The organism is Polaromonas sp. P1_E3 (assembly GCF_056405935.1).
The window spans coordinates 1-19,446 of record NZ_JBFUBD010000024.1; the positions used below are offsets into that span (position 1 = coordinate 1).

General features: G+C 64.4%; 11 protein-coding genes. 4 read left to right on the forward strand and 7 right to left on the reverse strand.

Annotation, left to right across the window (positions count from 1 at the left end; genetic code table 11):
• The 7 genes from AC1D0Z_RS06220 to argH all read right to left on the reverse strand — a co-directional run.
• Positions 1–1,204 (reverse strand): TPM domain-containing protein (locus tag AC1D0Z_RS06220; RefSeq protein ID WP_477657369.1); only part of this gene is annotated, 1,204 nt, incomplete at its 3' end.
• A gap of 59 nt (positions 1,205–1,263) precedes the next feature.
• A complete protein-coding gene (gene pbpC, locus AC1D0Z_RS06225) occupies positions 1,264–3,519 on the reverse strand; it encodes a penicillin-binding protein 1C (protein WP_477657370.1) in 2,256 nt (751 codons plus the stop codon).
• On the reverse strand, positions 3,516–9,464 hold the full coding sequence (locus AC1D0Z_RS06230) for an alpha-2-macroglobulin family protein (RefSeq protein ID WP_477657384.1): 5,949 nt from the start codon (positions 9,462–9,464) through the stop codon (positions 3,516–3,518). The genes pbpC and AC1D0Z_RS06230 overlap by 4 nt, the downstream gene beginning before the upstream one ends.
• A gap of 171 nt (positions 9,465–9,635) precedes the next feature.
• Complete coding sequence (locus tag AC1D0Z_RS06235; protein ID WP_477657371.1) at positions 9,636–11,141, reverse strand: DegQ family serine endoprotease; 1,506 nt, start codon at positions 11,139–11,141, stop codon at positions 9,636–9,638.
• Between the two features lie 192 nt (positions 11,142–11,333).
• Entirely contained in the window at positions 11,334–12,728 is a 1,395-nt protein-coding gene (locus AC1D0Z_RS06240; RefSeq protein ID WP_477657372.1) for an ATP-binding protein, read from the reverse strand.
• Positions 12,725–13,384, reverse strand: a complete 660-nt coding sequence (locus AC1D0Z_RS06245) for a response regulator (protein WP_477657373.1) — start codon at positions 13,382–13,384, stop codon at positions 12,725–12,727. The genes AC1D0Z_RS06240 and AC1D0Z_RS06245 overlap by 4 nt, the downstream gene beginning before the upstream one ends.
• A gap of 293 nt (positions 13,385–13,677) precedes the next feature.
• Positions 13,678–15,087: an argininosuccinate lyase gene (gene argH / locus AC1D0Z_RS06250; RefSeq protein ID WP_477657374.1), complete on the reverse strand. Its 1,410-nt coding sequence runs from the start codon at positions 15,085–15,087 to the stop codon at positions 13,678–13,680.
• A gap of 230 nt (positions 15,088–15,317) precedes the next feature.
• Here argH and AC1D0Z_RS06255 point away from each other — a divergent pair, with 230 nt between their 5' ends.
• The 4 genes from AC1D0Z_RS06255 to AC1D0Z_RS06270 all read left to right on the forward strand — a co-directional run bounded on the left by AC1D0Z_RS06255 (position 15,318) and on the right by AC1D0Z_RS06270 (position 19,438).
• Entirely contained in the window at positions 15,318–16,382 is a 1,065-nt protein-coding gene (locus tag AC1D0Z_RS06255) for a sensor histidine kinase (protein ID WP_477657375.1), read from the forward strand.
• A complete protein-coding gene (locus AC1D0Z_RS06260; RefSeq protein WP_477657376.1) occupies positions 16,379–17,119 on the forward strand; it encodes a LytR/AlgR family response regulator transcription factor in 741 nt (246 codons plus the stop codon). The genes AC1D0Z_RS06255 and AC1D0Z_RS06260 overlap by 4 nt, the downstream gene beginning before the upstream one ends.
• 209 nt (positions 17,120–17,328) lie before the next feature.
• On the forward strand, positions 17,329–18,495 hold the full coding sequence (locus AC1D0Z_RS06265; protein WP_477657377.1) for an AI-2E family transporter: 1,167 nt from the start codon (positions 17,329–17,331) through the stop codon (positions 18,493–18,495).
• Between the two features lie 157 nt (positions 18,496–18,652).
• Entirely contained in the window at positions 18,653–19,438 is a 786-nt protein-coding gene (locus AC1D0Z_RS06270) for a TerC family protein (protein ID WP_477657378.1), read from the forward strand.
• Positions 19,439–19,446: the final 8 nt, after the last annotated feature.

Here is a 19,446-nt window from a genome sequence, read left to right on the forward strand (position 1 = left end):
TCGCCAGCCCGAATGCCATGCCTGTCGGCATCCAGGATTCCCAGTCAGTTAGAAGCAGGTCTGGCGGGTTCTGAAACGCCACATACCCCACAACGCAGGCCACCAGGGCGCTGCGCACGGCAAACTCCACCAGGCTGCGTTTGTAGGCCGCGCGCATACCCATGGCGATCAGGCCGAGCAGCAAACAGCCTATACCGCCCCCCAGGGCGTAGCGCAGGCCCAAGCCGAACCGCTCGGAGCCCACCACGAAGGCAATGCCGACCATGGCGCTGATCGCCAGCGCGATACCACCCGTCACCAGGCGCACCGTGCGGGAGCGGCCGCAGCCGAACCCCAGCGCAAACGCCAGCGGCACGGGGAAAGAGAGCAGGATGGCTCCGATGGCGACATTCTTCAGCACAACCACCGCTACCACCGGTACCGCGGCGACGACGCCGATCGTTACGGGCCACTTCCAGGTGCGGCGCGCCCGAATCATGCCCACGGCAAAACCCCACAGCAGCGCGGCAATAAAAGCCCAGCCAAAGGGCGTGATGCCACGGGGGCTCGCTTCCGGGGGCTCAATCTCGCCCCGCAACAGCGCGCCGATGTGGCTGACGGCCGCTTCCAACCCACCCCCGTAGTCGTTGCGCTTAAAGCGCGGCTTCATGTCCTGGTCGATGATGCGGCCCGCCAGCACGTCGGGCACGGTGCCCTCAAGGCCCTGGCCCACCTCAATGCGCATGCGCCTGTCCTCCAGTGCCACCAGGATCAGGATGCCGTCGTCGCGCTGGGTGTCGCCGAGTTTCCATTTCTCGAACACGCGCGTGGCGTATTCCTCGATGGAGTCTTCACCCGTGGTCGGCAGCATGAACACGACGACTGCTGCGCGCGTGTCTGCTTCGATTGCCAGGATCTGTTCGTTCAAGGCCGCGACCTGGGCTGTGTTCAGCGTGCCGGTGGTGTCGAGCACGCGGGCGCTGTAGGGCGGGACGGGCACCCGCACGGCCTCGGCGGGCGTGGCGATTTGCGCGGTATCGCTCGGTGTGGGTGCCTGTGCGGCATCGGACGGCACGTCTGTCTGTCCGGCACGCGCCCGTGCTGCCACGGCATCACCCGCCGCCAGCATGCACAGCGCCACCCACAGAACAACCAGCGTTCTATAGAGAAAACGCCGGGTTTCAGCCGCTGAAGGAAATGACGGGACGCGTTGAAGGTGAAGCATGGGAGATTGGAGGTAAAGCATGGCCGGTACAGCGTGGTCGGGTACCGGGACTGGAAAGATCACCGTGCCGCAGTCGCGCCGCTGCGCACACTGGCTTCGCGCACACCGGCGCCGCGAACCTCGAGCCTGATCTCGTCGGCCACCTTGCCGCCGGCATCGACCAGTTGCACCACATGCCGGCCCGGCCAGGGCATCCACTGCGCCTGGGGCCCGCGCGCAAACTCCTTGCCGTCCATCAGCCAGCGCGTGCCGCGCCCTTCGGCGCTGAAGCTGACGCGCTGGTGTTTCGGCGGAATGTCCGGGTCCAGCGCAATGATGGTGCCGGAGGCTGGGGCGGTGATACGGGGCGGGGCGTCGGGTTCGGTAGCCGGCTTTTTCAAGCCATTTCGTGCTGTAGCCCTTTCAGAACGTGCGCCACCAGCTCCTGAATTCATAGCAAAAACAGTTTGCTCCGTGCCCTTCAGGAACCATTCGTTGCGGGATGCTTCCAGCGGTGTGCCGCCCTGGTCACCAAAACGGGTCTGGCTTTGCACCAGGCCGGCGGGTGGCAGCGGCGCGCGGCTGGCCTCGGCTTTGTGCAGGTAATTCATCATCGCGGCCCAGATGGGCGCGGCGCCGGTGGTGCCGCTGACGTCCCACATGGGTGCGCCGCTGGCATTGCCGACCCATACGCCTACGGTGTAGCGCTGCGAAAAGCCCATGGCCCAGTTGTCGCGCATGTCCTTGCTGGTGCCGGTTTTCACGGCGCTCCAGAAGCGCGTGGCCAGGATGCTGTCGGTGCCGAAGGTGCGGGCGCGCGCCATCGGGTCGGCCATGATGTCGGTGGCGATGAAGGCGGCCCGCGCATCCAGTGCGGGCTTGAAGACCGGCTTGGGGTTTTTCACCAGCGAAGGCGCGCTGTAGCGCCCGCCATTGGCCAGCGTGCGGTAGGCGTTGGTGAGGGACAGCAGAGACACCTCGCTGCTGCCCAGCGCCAGGCTGTAGCCGTAGTAGTCGCCGGACTCCTTGAGCGGCAGGCCGACGGCCTTGAGCTGTTTGTGAAAAGCGTCGGGCGTCACCATCACCAGCGTGCGCACGGCGGGCACGTTCAGCGACGCACCGAGTGCGGTGCGGGCCGACACCAGGCCCTTGAACTGCCGGTCGTAGTTTTGCGGAATGTAGAGCCCGCCGGCCGTCTGGATCTGCGAGGACGAATCTTCGAGCAGCGACGCTGCGGTGATGCGGCGCTCGGCAATCGCCTCTGCATACAAAAACGGCTTGAGCGTGGAGCCCGGCTGGCGCAGCGCCATCACACCGTCGACTTCGGCCGCGCCGCTCAGTTCGCCCGACGAGCCCACCCAGGCCAGCACTTCGCCGGTGGCGTTGTCCAGCACCACAATGGCGCCGTCTTCGACGTGGCGGCCGCGCAGCTCGCGCAGCTGTTGGGTCAGGGTCTGCACGGCAAAGCGCTGCAGCGGTGCGCGTGCGGTGGAAACCAGGCTGCGGGGCACGCCCGTACGACCGGGGGTATCGGCCTGGGCCGCGAGCAGCCGGCGCGCCAGGTGCGGTGCCACGCCCTCACTCGGGTCAAATGCCTTGCGCTGCAGCGCGGCGGTGGCAAACAGGTCCAGGCCCTCGCAGTCGGTCTTGGCCGGGGCTTGCATGGTTTTCAGTACGCCGCACGCCCGCTGCGAAACCTGCACAGCTTTGGCGTTGGGAGCGCGCACCAGCGCGGCGGCAATCGCCGCCTCGCGTTCATCGAGCCCATGGGCCGCCTTGCCGAACAGGGTGCGGCTCAGTGCATCAATGCCCACCATCTCGCCGCGAAAAGGGACAAGGTTCAGGTATGCCTCAAGAATCTGGTCCTTGCGCCAGCGAGCCTCCAGCACCTGGGCCGACACGGTTTGCCCCACCTTCTGCACCATGCTGCGGCCACCCGCACCGGCGCGCCAGTCCTCGTCGAGCAAACCCGCCAGCTGCATGCTGAGGGTTGAAGCGCCGCGGGTCCTGGTGTTCCACAGATTGCCCCAAGCCGCCGCAGAGACGGCACGCCAGTCCACGCCGCTGTGCTCATAAAAGCGCTTGTCCTCACTCAGGATCAGCGCCGTGCGCAAGGCAGGCGACACATCGGGCAGCGCCACCCACTGGCCGCGCCGCACGGCGCTGTCGGTGCGCAGGCGCTGGATGACTTCGCCACTGCGGTCGAGAATCAGCGTGTCGGACGGTCTGAAGTCGCGTTTTACCTCATCAAAAGTGGCTACAGCCCATGCAGGACGGGCGCAAGCAGCTATAAAAAATATAGCAGCCAGGCCGGTCCTTGCGTGACGAAACGTCACTTCGCCGCCTCCACCTTCACCCGCGCATTCGGGAACTCGCCAAACATCTCGGGCGCGTACATGGCCTCGACCCGGCTTGGCGGCAGTGCGAAGTCGCCGACGTTGTTCAGGCGCACGGTGTACTCCATCTTCACCACGCCCTTGGGCAGGTATTCGTAGTAACTGCGGAAGGCTTCAAAGCTGCGCTCTTCAAATGCCGGCCAGCCTGCGCCGGTTTTCTTTTCGCCGCTGGTGGCGATTTCGGAATCACGGCCCAGGCCGCCGCCGAGGATCGTTGCGCCGCCCGGCACCGGGTCGCTGATCACGACCCAGGTCATGTCGGCGCTGGCGTTGACTTCCAGCGTAATGCGGACCACATCGCCGCGCGTGTAGATGCCTTTGACGGCTTGCTCCACCGGGGTGATCGTTTTCTTGATCTGGTAACCGGCGTTGAAAGGTGCCTTGAGCTGGATGGCTGCGATGGATTGCAACGTGAGCCATGGCTTGCCCGCGCCCTGGTGCGTCACGGTCAGCGTATCCTTCGCGGCGCTGCCCCACGGCAGGAACATGCTGTTGTTGCGCAGGTTGCCGGGCGAGGCGGGTGCGCCGAAGAAGGTGGTCTGGTTGGGTGCGCCGGCTGCGTCGGTGGTCTTGATGCGGTCAACCCTGGCCCAGTCCACGCTCGCCACGCTGGCTGCTGCTGCGGCTAGCGTCGCCTTGGTCACACCCGCTACCGGCGTGGCTTCAAACTTGGCCGAGAACTTGTCGAGGGCCAGGCCGCCCCACAGGTTGGCCGTGGTGGTGTGCCATGCACCCTTTTGCTGGCGCGCGATAAAGCCGTTGGCGAGGCGCCCCATGTCGTCTTTCCAGGCCGGGTCGTCCATCACGGCCAGCATCAGGCGCGCGGTGTTGACATCACCGTTGGTCATCAGCCACCACCAGTAGTCGTCCTTCTCGGTGCTGAAGACCAGCTTGGTGCCCTGGAAGGACAGGCGCGAACGCAGCACCTGGTTGGCCTCGGCGATGCGCTGATCCCGCTGCGGCACATCGGCCACGCGTTTAAGGATATTGAGCCAGTCGATCACCGCGTGCGTAGGCCACTGGTTGGGCGCAATCGTGATGCTGCCCAGCATGCGGCCCTGCGCCTTGCCATAGCGCGAGAGCGCTTCCAGCGCGGCCAGCTTGCGCACGTCGAGGTCTTTGCGCGGGCTCCAGAACTCGCGCTGGATGCGGCCTTCAACGAACGCGATCAGGCCACGCTCCATGGGGGCGCGCGCATCGTCGGGCAGGGCAAAGGCCGGGTTGATGCCAGAGGCTTCATGCGTGGCCGCCAGCAGGTAGGCCGTCAGTGCATCGCTGCCGCGATTCGCTTCGCCGTCGCGCGGCGGGAAGTAGTTGGCCAGGCCATCGCTGTCCAGGTAGCTGGGCAGTTGTGCCAGCACGGTCTGCCAGAGCTTGCTGTCGCGCAGTCCCACCGACTTGCTGGTTTTTTGCTCAAGGCAGGCAAAGGGGTAGTTGGCGAACCAGTCGCGCACGCCGTCCATGCCTTCAGCCAGTTTCGGTTGCAGTGACATCTTCAGGCCGCCGCGGCCCGGCAGCGCGTCGGCCGGCGGGTTCACGTCCAGCGTGAAGCTGCCGTCGACCTGCACCAGCGTGGCCTGCTGCACGGTCAGCGGCACGGCCGGGATGATGCGCTGGCGTGCCTTGAGGCCGTCGCGCGCGCCGCTGATCGTGTCTTTGGCCTCGATCTCCCACAGGATGGCTTCGGCGCGTGTGAGCGCCAGCTGCGCCGGTGCGGTGACCATCCAGGCCACCTCACGCGCTTCACCCGCGGGGATGTCCACCGTCTGCGGTTTCAGGTCCAGCATTGTGGCGCGCGGGCTCACTTCCACCTTCATGGCCACTTTGGTGGTGTTGCGCAGGGTCAGTTGTGCACGGAACTGGTCGTCCTCGCGCACCAGTGGTGGCAGGCCGCTGATGATCTGCAAGTCCTGCGTGGCCTTGATGCTGGTCTGGCCCGTGCCGAAGAGGCCGGTGCCTGCGTCAGCCACCGCCACAATCTTGAAGGTGGTCAGCGCGTCGTTGAGCGGCACCATCACCACGGCCTGGCCGTTGGCGTCGAGTTGCACCTTCGGGTTCCACAGCAGCAGGGTGTCGAGCAGTTCGCGCGTGTTGCTTCGTCCGCCGCCGCCGCCGGCTGCCACAGCCTTGCGGCCGAAATGCCTGCGCCCGATGATTTCCATCTGCGCGGTCGAGGTTTCCACGCCCCAGGCGCGGCGCTGCAGCATGGCGTCCAGCAGGTTCCAGCTGCTGTTGGGCATCAGCTCCAGCAGGGCCTGGTCCACTGCGGCCAGCGCCACTTCGGCATTGGCGGCCGGCTGTCCATTGGGCAGCTTCGCGGTAATGGTGACCTTGGCCTGGCTGCGCACGGCATAGCTTTCCTTGTCGGTTTTCACGCTGACGTCAAGCTGGTGCGCCTTGGTGCCGACGCGGATTTCAGCCACGCCCAGGCGGAAGGCCGGCTTGCTCAAGTCGACCAGCGCGGTAGGCGCGACGTATTCGCGGCCTTCGTACCAGAAGGACGTCCACCACTCACGTGGCGCTTTGAAGCCCCAGGTGAAGAAGCTGTACCAGGGCACTTCGCGCAGGCGGCCGCGCAGGGCCAGCACGCTCACGTACACATTCGGTCCCCAGCCTTCCTTGATCTGCAGGTTCACGGTCGGGTCCTGGCCGTTGAGCTGCACCACCTGGGTCTCCACAATGCCTTCACGCTCTACGGCGACCAGCGCCGTGGCAAACCGGAAAGGCATGCGCACCTGGAACTTGGCGGTTTCACCGGGCTGGTAGCTTTTCTTCTCGGGCAGCACGTCCATGCGGTCGTGGTCTTCACCGCCAAACCAGAGTTCTCCCTGCCGGGTGACGTACACATTGCTGGCGGCCTGGATGGTGTTGCCATCCTTGTCCTTGGCCGTCACGATGAGTTCGACCTCACCGGGCTCGCCGAGTTTGGTTTCGCACAGCAGCAATCCGCGCGAATCGCTCTTGCCGCTGCAAACGCTGCCGAGGTCTTTGACCTCAGTTTTGTTGTCGTAGGTATAGAAGCCGCCCACCATGCGCTTGCGGCTGGTGGTGGTGATGCGCGCTACAGCCTTCACCTCAAGCGACACGCCGGGGGCGATCTTGCCGGTCAGGTCAAGCGCCAGCGCCTGGAACTTGATCTTCTGGCTGGAAGACACCCAGCCTTCGGTCTTGATGCCCGCCACCACGGCCGCAGGCCAGACGGTGGAGGTGCTGCGAATGGTCTGGACCTCGCCGTTCGGGTCGGCATAAGTGGCTTCCATCAGCAGCTCCTGCGGCTGCCTGCGTTCCGGGATGTCGTTGATGGTGAGCTTGCCTGCGCCATTGCGGTCCAGCGTCAGCGGCAGTTTGTCGGCAATCACACGCTGGTCCTGCGAAGAGGTGCTTTCCTCTTCGCCCTGGTTGCCGGCGGTGCCGCGGCCGGTGCTGGGCGGCGAGAAATTGAACTCGTCGAAATCGCTGTAGCTCAGGGACTTGCCGCGCACCAGCGCGGACACCCGTACGGGCAGGCCCACGGCGCCGCCGCCTGCCACGTAATTGATTTGCACGTCCGTTGGCACGGACTTCACATTGACGAGGGGTTTTTTGTCGGAAGGATTGATGCGGCCTTCAAGCACCGGCAAACGGAACTCTTCCACACGGAACTGCCCGCTGGAAAAACTGCGCTCGCGGCTGCCGCGTTCGCCCTTGAGCTGCACTTCATACACGCCCAGCTTGGCAGCAGGCGGAATGGCAAACGTGTTTTCGGCGCTTTGCCCGCCCGTGGCGGTCTTGCGCCAGGTGATGGGCTGGGTGTATTGCTGGCCGCTGCCCACATGCGTGATGACCAGCGTGGCGGGTGCGCCTTCGGGCAGGCCAAAACCCTTGCTGGTTTCGGTGCGCAGCAGGTGTTTCATCGACACCGTTTCGCCGGCGCGGAACAGCGTGCGGTCAAAAACCGTGTGGGCCCGTTCGTTAGGCAGGGGGTCGCGGCTGGTCGGCACGTTGAAGCGCCAGGGCTCTATGCCCTTGTGCCAGTCGCTCCAGGTGAAGGCCAGGTCTTCAATGCCGGCCACTGTGCTGCGCGCACTCACGAAATACGCATTGGCGGAGTCGCTACCCGGGCAGCGTGGGGGCTCGGAAGACAGGCCGCTGAAATTGGCGATGCCCTGCGCGTTGGTGACGGCCTTGGCGATTTCGGCGCCATTGCAGCCCGAGACGCGCACGGTGGCGCCTGCCACCGGGGCACCCTTGTCGAGCGTGGTGACCCAGGCCAGCGAGTTCTCGCGGCCCAGCTTGAAGTGCACGCCCAGGTTGGTCACCAGGGCGGATGTACGCACATACATGGTCCGGCTGTTGCCATAACGGTCGTCGAGCAGCGAGCCGCCCAATTTTTGCGAGGCGATCTCGACCACGTGAAAGCCGGGCGCCAGCGGAATGCCAACCACTTCAAATGGGCGCGGGTCGTTGCCTGCGGCGGGCTTGGGCAGGTCCAGTGTCTTCACGCCAGCCTGACCGCCCAGCAGCGACACCATGCGCGACTGCACGTAGTCGCGGTCGCGTGATTCGAGTGGTTTGGGTAGCGGCCCCTTGATGTCCGCGGCCGCTGCCTTGCGCGAAACCTGGTAGTCGTCGTAACGCTGCACCTTGCGGAACCACGCAATGATGTCGGCGTCGGTGCGGGGCTGAAGGTCGCTGACCTTCCCGGCCGCGCCGGGGGTGAGCCCTTTCACGGGCAGCAGGGCTTCGACATTGCGCAGCGTGACAGGCAGCAGGGCCGGGTCGCCCGGCTTGGTGTTGGGTTCGGCAAAGCGTTCGACGATGCCGAAGGGAGAGGCGGCAAACTTGGCCAGCGGTGGCATGGAACCGGTACCCACCTTGAGCGGGAAGCTGTCGGCATTGCGCAGCGTGCGGCCCGAGGCGTCTTTAAAACCTCTGGGAAGCTCCAGCATGAACTGCGCCTGTTCAGGAAACAGCGGCTTGAAGGTGACGGCATTAACGAGGCTGTCGCCGTCGCTGTTGCCTTCCTCGAAGGCGGGCTTGAACGTGTCCTTGTCACCCTTCAGGCGAATGGCCTCGGCCAGCTTGCGTGGCACGGGGGTATTGAAGTTCAGGGTCATGGGCCGCATCGGCAGGCAGGCCGACTGGGCGTTTTCGCGTTCGCAGGTGAAGCTGGCCGCAAATGGCTCGCGTACCTGGAAGTTGTAGCGTTTTTCCACTGAGTTGGGTATGCCGCTCGGTGTGGTGACGCCCTTGCCGTACACCAGTTGCACTTTGGCGGCCGATGTCAGGCGCCGGTTGCAGGTCAGGGTGGCGTAGCGCAGCGGCTCCTGCGCTGCGGCCTTTTCCAGGCCCAGCGACTTGAGCAGTTCGTTGCGCTCGTTACCGTCGATGAGCTTGACAGGAACACGTTCACCCAGGCCTTCCACGTTGCACCAGACGTTCTCGCGAACGCTGGCCAGTGTGGCGGCACCGTTGAACTGCAGCACGAAGTACTGTTCTTCGTCGATGCGCTCGTAAGTGCCGGGTCGAAGGTTCTGGATGAATGGGCCGCCGGTGTTGAATTTGTAGGAGGTGGAGCCGCCCACGGGCTGGCTTTTGGGCGACTTGAAAGTGCTGACCACCTGCACCGAACAGCTCACGCCGGGTGGCAGGTCGTTTTCAAATTCGAAAGCCCATTCGCGTTCATTGATCCACCGGCCGGAGCCCTTGGTGGCCTGCGCATCGCTGCAGCTCAGCGACAGCGGTGCCGGCGCCTTGGGGTCACCGAAATTGACGGCGCCTTCGTCGAACTTGGCAACGATTTGCCTGACACGCGCGACTTCGCCTTGCGGCGAAAGACTGGTGATTTGCAGGGCATGGGCATGCAGCGAGACAGCCGCGATCAGTGCCAGTGCGGCTTTTTTCATTGTTGGGCTCACGTTTTCCTCTCCTTCGGGAGGCCAAGCGTAGCCGATCTGGATGTAACAAAATGTCCCGCGGGGTGGCGAAAAACGGCCCAAAAAAAGCGGGCCTGGGCCCGCTGATGTGATTTTTCAGAGGGCCTCTGGCAAAAAAGCAGAGGCCCCGTCGTCCGGTGGTCAGCCGAAATTCACCGGCACAAAAATTTTGCTGTCGCCCCGCTGTATCAGAAGCGCCACGGATTTCTCCGCTTTGGCCACGGTGGCGCGCACCTGGTCGATGTTTTTCACCGGGACGCCGTTGATGGACAGCAGCACATCGCCGGCCTGCACCCCGGCCATGGCCGCCGGGCCGCTCGCCTGCTGGACCACCAGGCCATTGTCCACGCCGGCTTCCTGCTTCTCTTCGGGCTGCAGCGGACGCAGGGCCAGACCCAGCTTGCCCTGGTTGGGCGTGTCTTTTTTGGCGGCGGCCTGGGCTGTCTTCTCGTCGGCGCTGGCCAGCCGCGCGGTGATCACCTTGGCGGCGCCTTGCCGCCAGATGTCCAGCCGGATACTGTCGCCAGGCGCAGCCAGGCCAATCAGCGCGGGCAGGTCGCCTGAGGACACGATGGGCTGGCCGTTGACGCCGCGGATCACGTCGCCCGACTGCAGTCCGGCCTTGTCTGCCGGGCCGCCTTTTTCCACGCTGGAGACCAGTGCGCCTTCGGGCTTGTCCAGCTTGAAGGAGTCGGCAAAGGACTGGTTGACTTCCTGCACCGCCACGCCCAGCCGCGCATGCTCGACCTTGCCGGTGGCCACGATCTGGTTCTTGATGCGGACCGCCACGTCGACCGGGATCGCGAACGAGACGCCCTGGTAGCCGCCGCTGCGGGTGTAGATCTGCGAGTTGATGCCCACGACCTCGCCGYGGGCATTGAACAGCGGACCGCCCGAGTTTCCCGGGTTGACGGCCACGTCGGTCTGGATGAAGGGCACAGCACTGTCGTCGGGCAGTGAGCGGCCCTTGGCGCTGACCACACCGGCGGTCACGGTGTTTTCAAACCCGAAGGGCGAGCCGATGGCCAGCACCCATTCACCGACCTTGAGTTCGCTGATCTTGCCGAGTGTCACCACGGGCAGGTTTTTGGCGTCGATGCGCAGCACGGCCACGTCGGTCTTGGGATCTGCGCCCAGCACCTTGGCACGGTACTCGCGCCGGTCGGTGAGTTTGACGGTGACCTCTTTCGCATCGCGCACCACATGGGCGTTGGTCAGGATGATGCCGTCAGGGCTGACGATGAATCCCGAACCCTGGCCGCGTGTGGGCATTTCCTGCTGCGGGCCGCTGCGGCCACGCGCGCCCGGGCCCTGCTGGAAGCGTTTGAAGAATTCAAAGAACGGATCGCCGGAAGGTGAGTCGTCGTCATCACCATCGTCCTGCGCCAGCGGTGAGTCGCCGCGCACTTTAGTGGTGCCGGTCACGCTGATGTTGACGACCGCCGGGCCGTAGCGTTCGGTGATCTGCGAGAAGTCGGGCAGGGCCATGGGTGCCGGGGCTGTGGTGGTGGCGGTAATGGCCGGAGGAACGGCCGCCGTAGCGGCGGGGTGCACGGCATTCAGTGCGCTGACGCCGGCGCCACCGATGGCGCCCGCAGCCAGGAGTGCGGTGACGAGCCGGGTATTTTTCAATGCTTCAGATTTCATGGACAGGCTTCCTTGCGTTGAGGGCACACACCGGTGCCGATGGGTACAACTATGGGGCGCCCGCCTTAGGTGAGGCTTAAGTTTTCAGGGCAGGAAGCGGGCGGTGGCTCAGGAAGAAATTTTGATAAAAGTGCCTGAAACCTAGGCTGGACGCGCGCAAGAAGCTATGGAAAAAGTAGCAAATGGCAGTTGCTAGGCGGTGGTGCCGGGCGCCGGAAACCGGACCTCGACCCGCAGCCCGCCCAGCCGCTCCGAGGTGCCGAGCCGCAGCGCCGCGCCATGGCGCTCCGCGATGACCCTGACAATGGCCAACCCGAGGCCGCTGCCGGTTTCAGGGGAAATCAGGGCTCCAGCCGACTCGGCCGGTGCGCCTGCTGTGGCTGCGACGCTGGCGGCGCGGAAGAAGCGGTCAAACACGCGGTGCCGGTCTTCTTCGGCAATGCCCGGGCCGCTGTCTTCCACGGTCAGCACCGGCCGGCCGTCCTGCAAGTCCAGTGACACATCGACGCGGCCCGCCACCGGTGTGTATTTGACGGCGTTGTCCAGCAGGTTGCGCAGCAAGATGCGAAGGGCCTCGCCGTTCCCGTTGACCTCCACCGGCTGCAGCGGCTCACTGCCGGCCAGGCCCAGATCGATTTGCCTGTGGCCCGCATGCGGCAATACGTCAGCCACGGCCAGCTTCACGATGGACCTCAGGTCCACCGGGGCGGGGGCGGATGCCTGCGCCGTGCCACCAGCTTCCTCGCGCGCCAGCACCAGGAGCTGCTCGACCAGCCGTATCGCCCGGTCTATGCCCTGGTTCAGGCGTGCAATGGCAGCTTCCCGCGCGGCGGGCTCGTCATTGTTGCGGCGCAGGGCTTGCGCCTGCAGCTTGAGCGCCGTCAGCGGCGAGCGCAGCTCGTGCGCCGCATCGGCCACAAAATGCCGCTGCGCCTCGAAGGCTCCGCGCACCCGGCCAAACAGCAGGTTCAGCTCTTCCACCAGCGGCCGCACTTCGTCAGGCAGGCCATCGTTGGCCAGCGGCGACAGATCGTCGGCCAGGCGCCCCGCCACCTGCCGCCGGGCGCGCTCGATGGGTGCCAGCGAGCGGCTGATAACCCACCACACGGCCAGCATCAGCAGCGGAGTGAGGTAGGCAAAAGGCAGCACGGCGCGCAAGGCCAGCGTGCGCGCGCGCGCTGATCGCGCATCCAGGTCCTGCGCGATCTGCACGGTTTGCAGCGCGGTCTGCAAGGTGTAAACGCGGTACCGGTTGCCGTGCGCTTCGACATCTGAAAAACCGAGCACCGCGCGCGGTGGAAGGGCCGAGCGGGTCGAGCGGAAGATCTGCGTGCCGTCCTGGCCCCAGATCTGCACATACACCTCAAAACGGTCGTCCTCGTCGGCTTCGTCGAGCGGGACATTGAGCGGAATGCCGCTGCGCAGCGAGCGCGCCATCTGCTGCAGGTGGTCGTCGAACATCGCGTCTGCCTGCTGCAAGGCGCCGCGGTAGGCTGTGGCTGCCTGCAGCAAGGCGGCCAGGAAGATGGCGGCCAGCACGAACCAGAGCAGCCGTCTCCTCAAGGAATGACTTGCCGGTTTCTTCATTGTTTGGGCACCAGATAACCCAGCCCACGGACAGTCTGGATGATGTCGTTGCCCAGTTTTTTACGGACACCGTGGATGTACACCTCGACTGCGTTGCTGCTGATGTCATCTTTCCAGCTGAAGAGTTTTTCTTCAAGTTGCGCACGTGAAAACACCACGCCCGGACGCGCCAGCAGCGGTTCGAGCACCGCCCATTCACGTGCTGAAAGCGACACTGGCTGGCCGTTGAGGCTGGCTTCGCGCGTGGCCGGATTCAGGCTCACACCCTTGTGTTCAAACACCGGTTCGGCCCGTCCGGCGCTGCGGCGTATCAGGGCGCGTATGCGGGCCAGCAGCTCGTCGGTGTCATAGGGTTTGACGACGTAGTCGTCGGCGCCGGCATCCAGCCCGGCGATGCGGTCGCCCACAGCGTCGCGCGCCGTGGCCACCATCACCGGGGTAGTGTTGCGGCGTGCCCGCAAGGCACGAAGCACTTCCAGGCCATCGCGCTTGGGCAGGCCCAGGTCCAGCAGCACCAGGTCGTACTGTTCGGTGTTCAGGGCCTCGTCGGCCATGCGGCCATCACGTACCCAATCCACCGCGTAATGCTCGGTACGCAGCACCTGCAGCACGGTTTCGCCGATCATCGCGTCGTCTTCAACCAATAGCAGACGCATTAGTTGGGCCCCCACGGTCGCTCACTGCGTGTAGGTCCCGAGGCCTTGCAGGCCGCGGCTCGCGAGACGCTTCGCCTCTGTCGCCCGTCCAAGCCTGCGCAGGCAGGCTTGGAGCCGCGGGCTCCAGCCCCTCGGGGGCCGCCCGCCTGCGGCCCGGCAAAGCCGGTTCCGCGGCTCATGCTTGCTTGAAGAGTTCCAGCGGCCTCTTCTGGTCCGGGATTGCTGGTTGGCGGTAATTGCATTGTTGAGTCCGTCGCAGTTGCTGACTCTACAAAGCACACCTTAGCCGTGGCTTAGGCCAGACGCGCCCGGTGCCTTGCGATCTGCGCCTTGACTTGCGCCGGCGCCGTGCCACCCAGGATGTTGCGGGCGTTCAGCGAGCCGCGCAGGCTTAAGGCATCGTAGACGTCTTTTTCGATACTGGGGTTGAATTCCTGCAGCACGGCCAGCGGCAGTTCGGACAGGTCCACCGCGTGGGTTGTGGCCGCCTTCACGGCATGCGCCACGGTTTCGTGGGCATCGCGGAAAGGCAGGCCTTTTTTCACGAGGTAGTCGGCCAGGTCGGTGGCGGTGGCGTAGCCGCGCAGCGCGGCTTTCTCCATCGCTTCGGGCTTGACGGTGATGCCGGCCACCATCTCGGCGAAGATGCGCAGCGTGTCTTTCAGCGTATCGACGGTGTCGAACAGCGGCTCCTTGTCTTCCTGGTTGTCCTTGTTGTAGGCCAGGGGCTGGCCCTTCATCAATGTGATCAGGCCCATCAGGTGGCCGACCACACGGCCTGTCTTGCCGCGCGCCAGCTCAGGCACGTCGGGGTTTTTCTTCTGCGGCATGATCGACGAGCCGGTGGTGAAGCGGTCGGGAATGTGGATGAAGCCAAAGTTCTGGCTCATCCACAGGATCAGCTCTTCGCTCATGCGGCTGATGTGCACCATGGCGAGCGATGCGGCGGCCGTGAACTCGATCGCAAAGTCGCGGTCACTTACCGCATCCAGGCTGTTCTGGCAGACCTGTGGCTGGCCGGCCTCATCGACCATGCCGAGCGTTTTGGCGACACGTTCGCGGTCCAGCGGGTAGCTGGTGCCGGCCAGCGCGGCGGCGCCCAGCGGCAGGCGGTTCACGCGCTTCCTGATTTCCAGCATGCGTTCAGCGTCGCGGCTGAACATCTCGACATACGCCAGCATGTGGTGGCCAAAACTCACCGGCTGCGCCACCTGCAGGTGGGTAAAGCCGGGCAGGATGACTTCCACGTTTTTCTCGGCGATGTCGACCAGCGCTTTTTGCAGGTCCGTCAGCAGCCCGCCGATCAGGTCGATCTCGCCGCGCAGCCACAGGCGCACGTCGGTGGCGACCTGGTCGTTCCGGCTGCGGCCGGTGTGCAGGCGCTTGCCGGCGTCGCCGACCAGCTGGGTCAGGCGCGCCTCGATGTTGAAGTGCACGTCCTCAAGGTCCAGCTTCCATTCAAAGGCGCCGGAGTCAATTTCACTGGTGATCTGCGCCATGCCCTTCTGGATGCTGGCGTAGTCGGCTGCTGGGATGATTTTCTGCGCGRCCAGCATCTCTGCATGGGCGAGCGAGCCGGCAATATCGGCTTGCCAGAGGCGCTTGTCAAAGAACACGCTGGACGTATAACGCTTCACCAGGTCGCTCATGGGCTCGGAAAAGAGGGCAGACCAGGCTTGGGACTTTTTGTCGAATTGGTTCACGTCAGGGCTTTCTTGAGGCAGTCATTGGCTCGACTGTGGGGTAAGCACGCCATTTCGGGCAGTTGCGCAGCCGGCCGGGCCTAAATAGTGTTTTAACCCATGGCCGAACGGCCCTGGGCGGTGCAATACTCGTCCCTGTGATTTTATCTGGGTGCCGGACTACTGGGGAAACCCTTCCCATTCCTTGCCTCAGCTGATCCTTTTTCCACCCTATCGACGTTTCCCACCTCATGAAGCCCGTACCCGACCTGAAGAATTTCAGCGAATCGACCTTGCTGGGCAGCTTCATTCCGGGCGATGAAGAAGCAGCGCCGCTCGGCGCTTCACGCACCAACATGTTCGATGCCTGCCATGTCGGTGTGGTTTTACGCGTCGTACTGTTCGTGGAAGCGGTGACCGGCGTGTGCGTGATGTTCGGTGCGCGCGAACCCCTGGACTGGCTGCTGAGTTTTTCATTGCTCACCAGTGGTGTGCTGCCCGCGACCCTGGCCTGGCTGATTGCGGTGTGTGCCCTGAAAGCGCGGCTGAACCGGCTGGCGCTCTCGCGCCAGTGGGTGGCGGGCATTGTGCTGGGCGTGTTGTCCGGGTTGTACGGTTGCGGCTTGCTGGCTTTGCTAGGCCTGCTCCAGCCAGCCCCCTGGTGGGCCAGTGCGGCGGCGGGAGCCTTGTTGTCGGCCATGATTCTGGCGGGGCTGTTCTGGCGGGCCAAGGCCCGGACGCCCGCAGCCACGGCTGCACGTCTTGCCGAACTGCAATCGCGCATTCGGCCGCATTTTCTCTTCAATACGCTGAACAGCGCCATTGCGTTGGTGCGCGCCGAACCCGCCAAGGCCGAGGCGGTGCTGGAAGACCTGAGCGAGCTGTTTCGCCATGCACTGGCCGATCCGGCCGAATCCGTGACGCTGGGCCAGGAAATCGCGCTGGCGCAACGTTACCTTGCCATTGAGCAAGTCCGCTTTGGTGAGCGCCTGCAGGTGCAATGGAACCTGGACGCAGCAGCAGACCAGGCCAAGCTGCCGCCGCTGCTGTTACAGCCGCTGGTGGAAAACGCCGTGAGGCACGGCGTGGAACCCAGCGCCAGCGGTGCGCAGTTGAAAATATCCACCCTTCGGCGTGGCAGCACGGTGGTGATCAAGGTGACCAATTCAACCCCCGCAGGTGCCGGTGAGCGCGGCCATGGGCTGGCGCTGGCCAATGTGCGGGAACGCCTGGCGCTGCTGCATGATGTCGAGGCGAAATTCAAGACCGTGTTCAAGGACGGCATATTTCAGGTCCGACTGGAGATCCCCGCATGACGCTCAAGGTATTGGTGGTTGACGATGAAGCCCTGGCGCGCTCGCGCCTGCGCACCCTGCTGGGCGACTGTACCGCCCCGGCCGCAGTGGCGGCCGCTGAAGCCGCGGATGCTGTTCAGGCCATGAAGGCCTTGCAGCGTGAACCCTTCGATGCGGTGCTGCTGGACATCCGCATGCCCGGCGTTGACGGCATCACGCTGGCCCGCACCATTGCCTCGCTGGCGCAGCCGCCCGCCCTGGTGTTTGTCACGGCCCATTCCGAGCATGCCGTACAGGCCTTTGAACTGGAGGCCGTCGACTACCTCACGAAGCCGGTGCGCCTGGAACGCCTGCAGCAGGCATTGCAGAAAGTGGAGCGTTTGGGTCAATCCGCCCGGGCATCCGGGCCCGACACGGCCGAGGAGATGCTCATCATCCAGGACCGCGGCCGCACCGAACGCGTTCCGCTGGCCGAGGTGCTGTATTTCAAGGCCGAGCTCAAGTACATCACTGTGCGTACCGCCAGCCGCAGCTACATCCTCGATGGTTCCCTGAGCGAACTGGAAGAACGCCATGCAGCCCGTTTCATGCGTATCCATCGCAACGCGCTGATTGCGCGCCGCGCCGTACGCGCACTGGAAAAACACTTTGATCCGGAAGAAGGCGAAGGCTGGGCGGTTCGGCTCAACGGCATTGACGAGTTGCTGGCCGTGTCCCGGCGGCAGCTCAGCGCTGTTCGGGAGGCCATCGCGGCCTGAGCCTGTCAGGCCAGGCCTTTCGGCTGGATGATTGCCGCAGCGGACAGCCCTTGCGGTTCCGCGCCCGCGTAAACCGGGCCCCGGCGGCGGTTCCAGCGAAAGCGTCCTACAGATTTTCCGGGCCGCGTCGGTTGCAATACCTGAGTACCACCGGTTTTGCGCCAAGCAGTCCGGCGGCTGCCTGGGTAAAAAACGGAGACGAGGGACACATGACAGAAGACCATGCCGAGCGCGTAGTGCGCGCACAAGCGCCGGTGGCGCCCGGTGAGCCTGAACAGCTGCATGTTCAGGCGCCCGTTGATATCCGCAGCATGTCACTGGTGGTGCTGGCGGGCCTGGCCTGCCTGTTTGTGCTGCACTGGGCGAAGGCCGTTTTCATCCCCGTGATGCTGGGCGTCCTGTTCAGCTATGCTTTTTCGCCCGTGGTCAACTGGTTCGAAACAAAGCGTGTTCCACGCTGGTTGAGCGCGGCAGTGGTGTTGCTGACCATGGTGGGCGGCATTGGCGCCACGGCTTATTCGCTCAGCGATGAAGCAGCCCAGTTGCTGGAGGCATTGCCCGCCGCCGCGCAGAAGTTCCGCCAAGCCGTGAAGGTGCGGACCAACCAGTCCGACAGTGCACTGGAAACCGTGCAAAAAGCCGCCGCGCAGCTTGAACAGGCGGCGCAGGAAAGCGCGGCAAGCAGCACCACGCGGGGGGCGATGCGAGTCGTGGTGGAGCCCGCCCGTTTCAACATCAAGAATTATCTTTGGTCGGGCACCATCGGGTTGATTGCGCTGATCGGCCAGGCCACCGTGGTGGTGTTCTTCACTTACTTCCTGATGCTTTCCGGCGACAGTTTCCGGCGCAAGCTGATCAAGCTTGCAGGCTCAAGCATCAGCAGCAAAAAAATCACGCTGCAGGCGCTCAACGAAATCACGGACCAGATCCAGCGCTACCTGCAGGTGCAGTTGCTGACCAGCGCGCTGGTCGGCGTACTGACCTGGCTTGCGCTGTGGGCGTTGCGCCTGGAAAACCCCGCTGTGTGGGGCGTTGCGGCGGCCGTGCTGAACCTGGTGCCCTATGTGGGTTCGCTGGTTACGGCGGCGTCTTCCGCCCTGGTGGCCTTCATGCAGTTTGGCTCCCTCAACATGGCATTGGCCGTCGGCGGGGCTTCGCTGGTCATTCACACCATTGTGGGCAACCTGCTGACTCCGTGGCTTACCAGCCGCGCCAGCCGCATGAGCCCGGTGGCCGTGTTCGTGGGGTTGCTCGCCTGGGGCTGGCTCTGGGGGGTGTGGGGGCTGCTGCTGGGCATTCCCATCCTGATGATTGTCAAGTCGATTTGTGACCGCATTGATGACCTGAAGCCGATTGGTGAGTTTCTCGGCAGTTGATTTGGCCCCCACGGTCGCTCACTGGGTGTAGCTCCCTGCCCCCCGAGGGGGCCGCCCGCCTGTGGCCCGGCAAAGCCGGTTCCACGGCTCATGCTGGTCTAGACTCATGTGTCGCTGCTATGTCTGCTAAATATCTGAAAAGAACGAGGAAAAAGCCATGATGGAACTGCTGACTGATCCGCAAATGTGGATTGCTTTTGCGACGCTGACTGCGCTGGAACTGGTGCTGGGCATCGACAACATCATCTTTATTTCCATCCTGGTGGACAAACTGCCCAAGGACAAGCAGGAGCTGGCACGGCGCCTGGGTCTTTTCATGGCGATGTTCATGCGGATCGGCCTGTTGTTCGTTCTGTCGTGGATCATCGGGCTGGTGGACCCGCTCTTCACCATCCTGAAAGAGGAAATTTCCGGACGCGACCTGATTTTGATTGCCGGGGGCCTGTTCCTGATCTGGAAGAGCACCGGTGAAATCCACCAGTCGATGGAGGGCGAGGAAGGCCACGCCTCCAGCGCCGTCAAGGCAACGTTTGCGGCGGTGATCGTGCAGATCATGATTGTGGACATGGTGTTCTCGCTGGATTCCATCATCACCGCCGTCGGCATGGTTGACAGCCTGCCGGTCATGATTGCGGCGGTCATCGCATCGGTGGGCCTGATGATGCTGTTTGCGCCGGCCATCGGCCACTTCGTATCCGACCACCCCACTATCAAGATGCTGGCGCTGTCTTTCCTTGTCGTGGTGGGTGTGGTGCTCATCGCCGAGGGTCTGGACCACCATGTGCCCAAGGGCTATGTGTACTTTGCGATGGCGTTTTCGGTGGCGGTGGAGATGCTCAACATCCGCATGCGCCGCAAGACCAGCAAGCCCGTGCAGCTGAGGAACGCCTACGCGAATGACGAGGGCACCCAGGCCGAAACCGCGAAAGACCGCAAGCCCTGAGGCCAGGC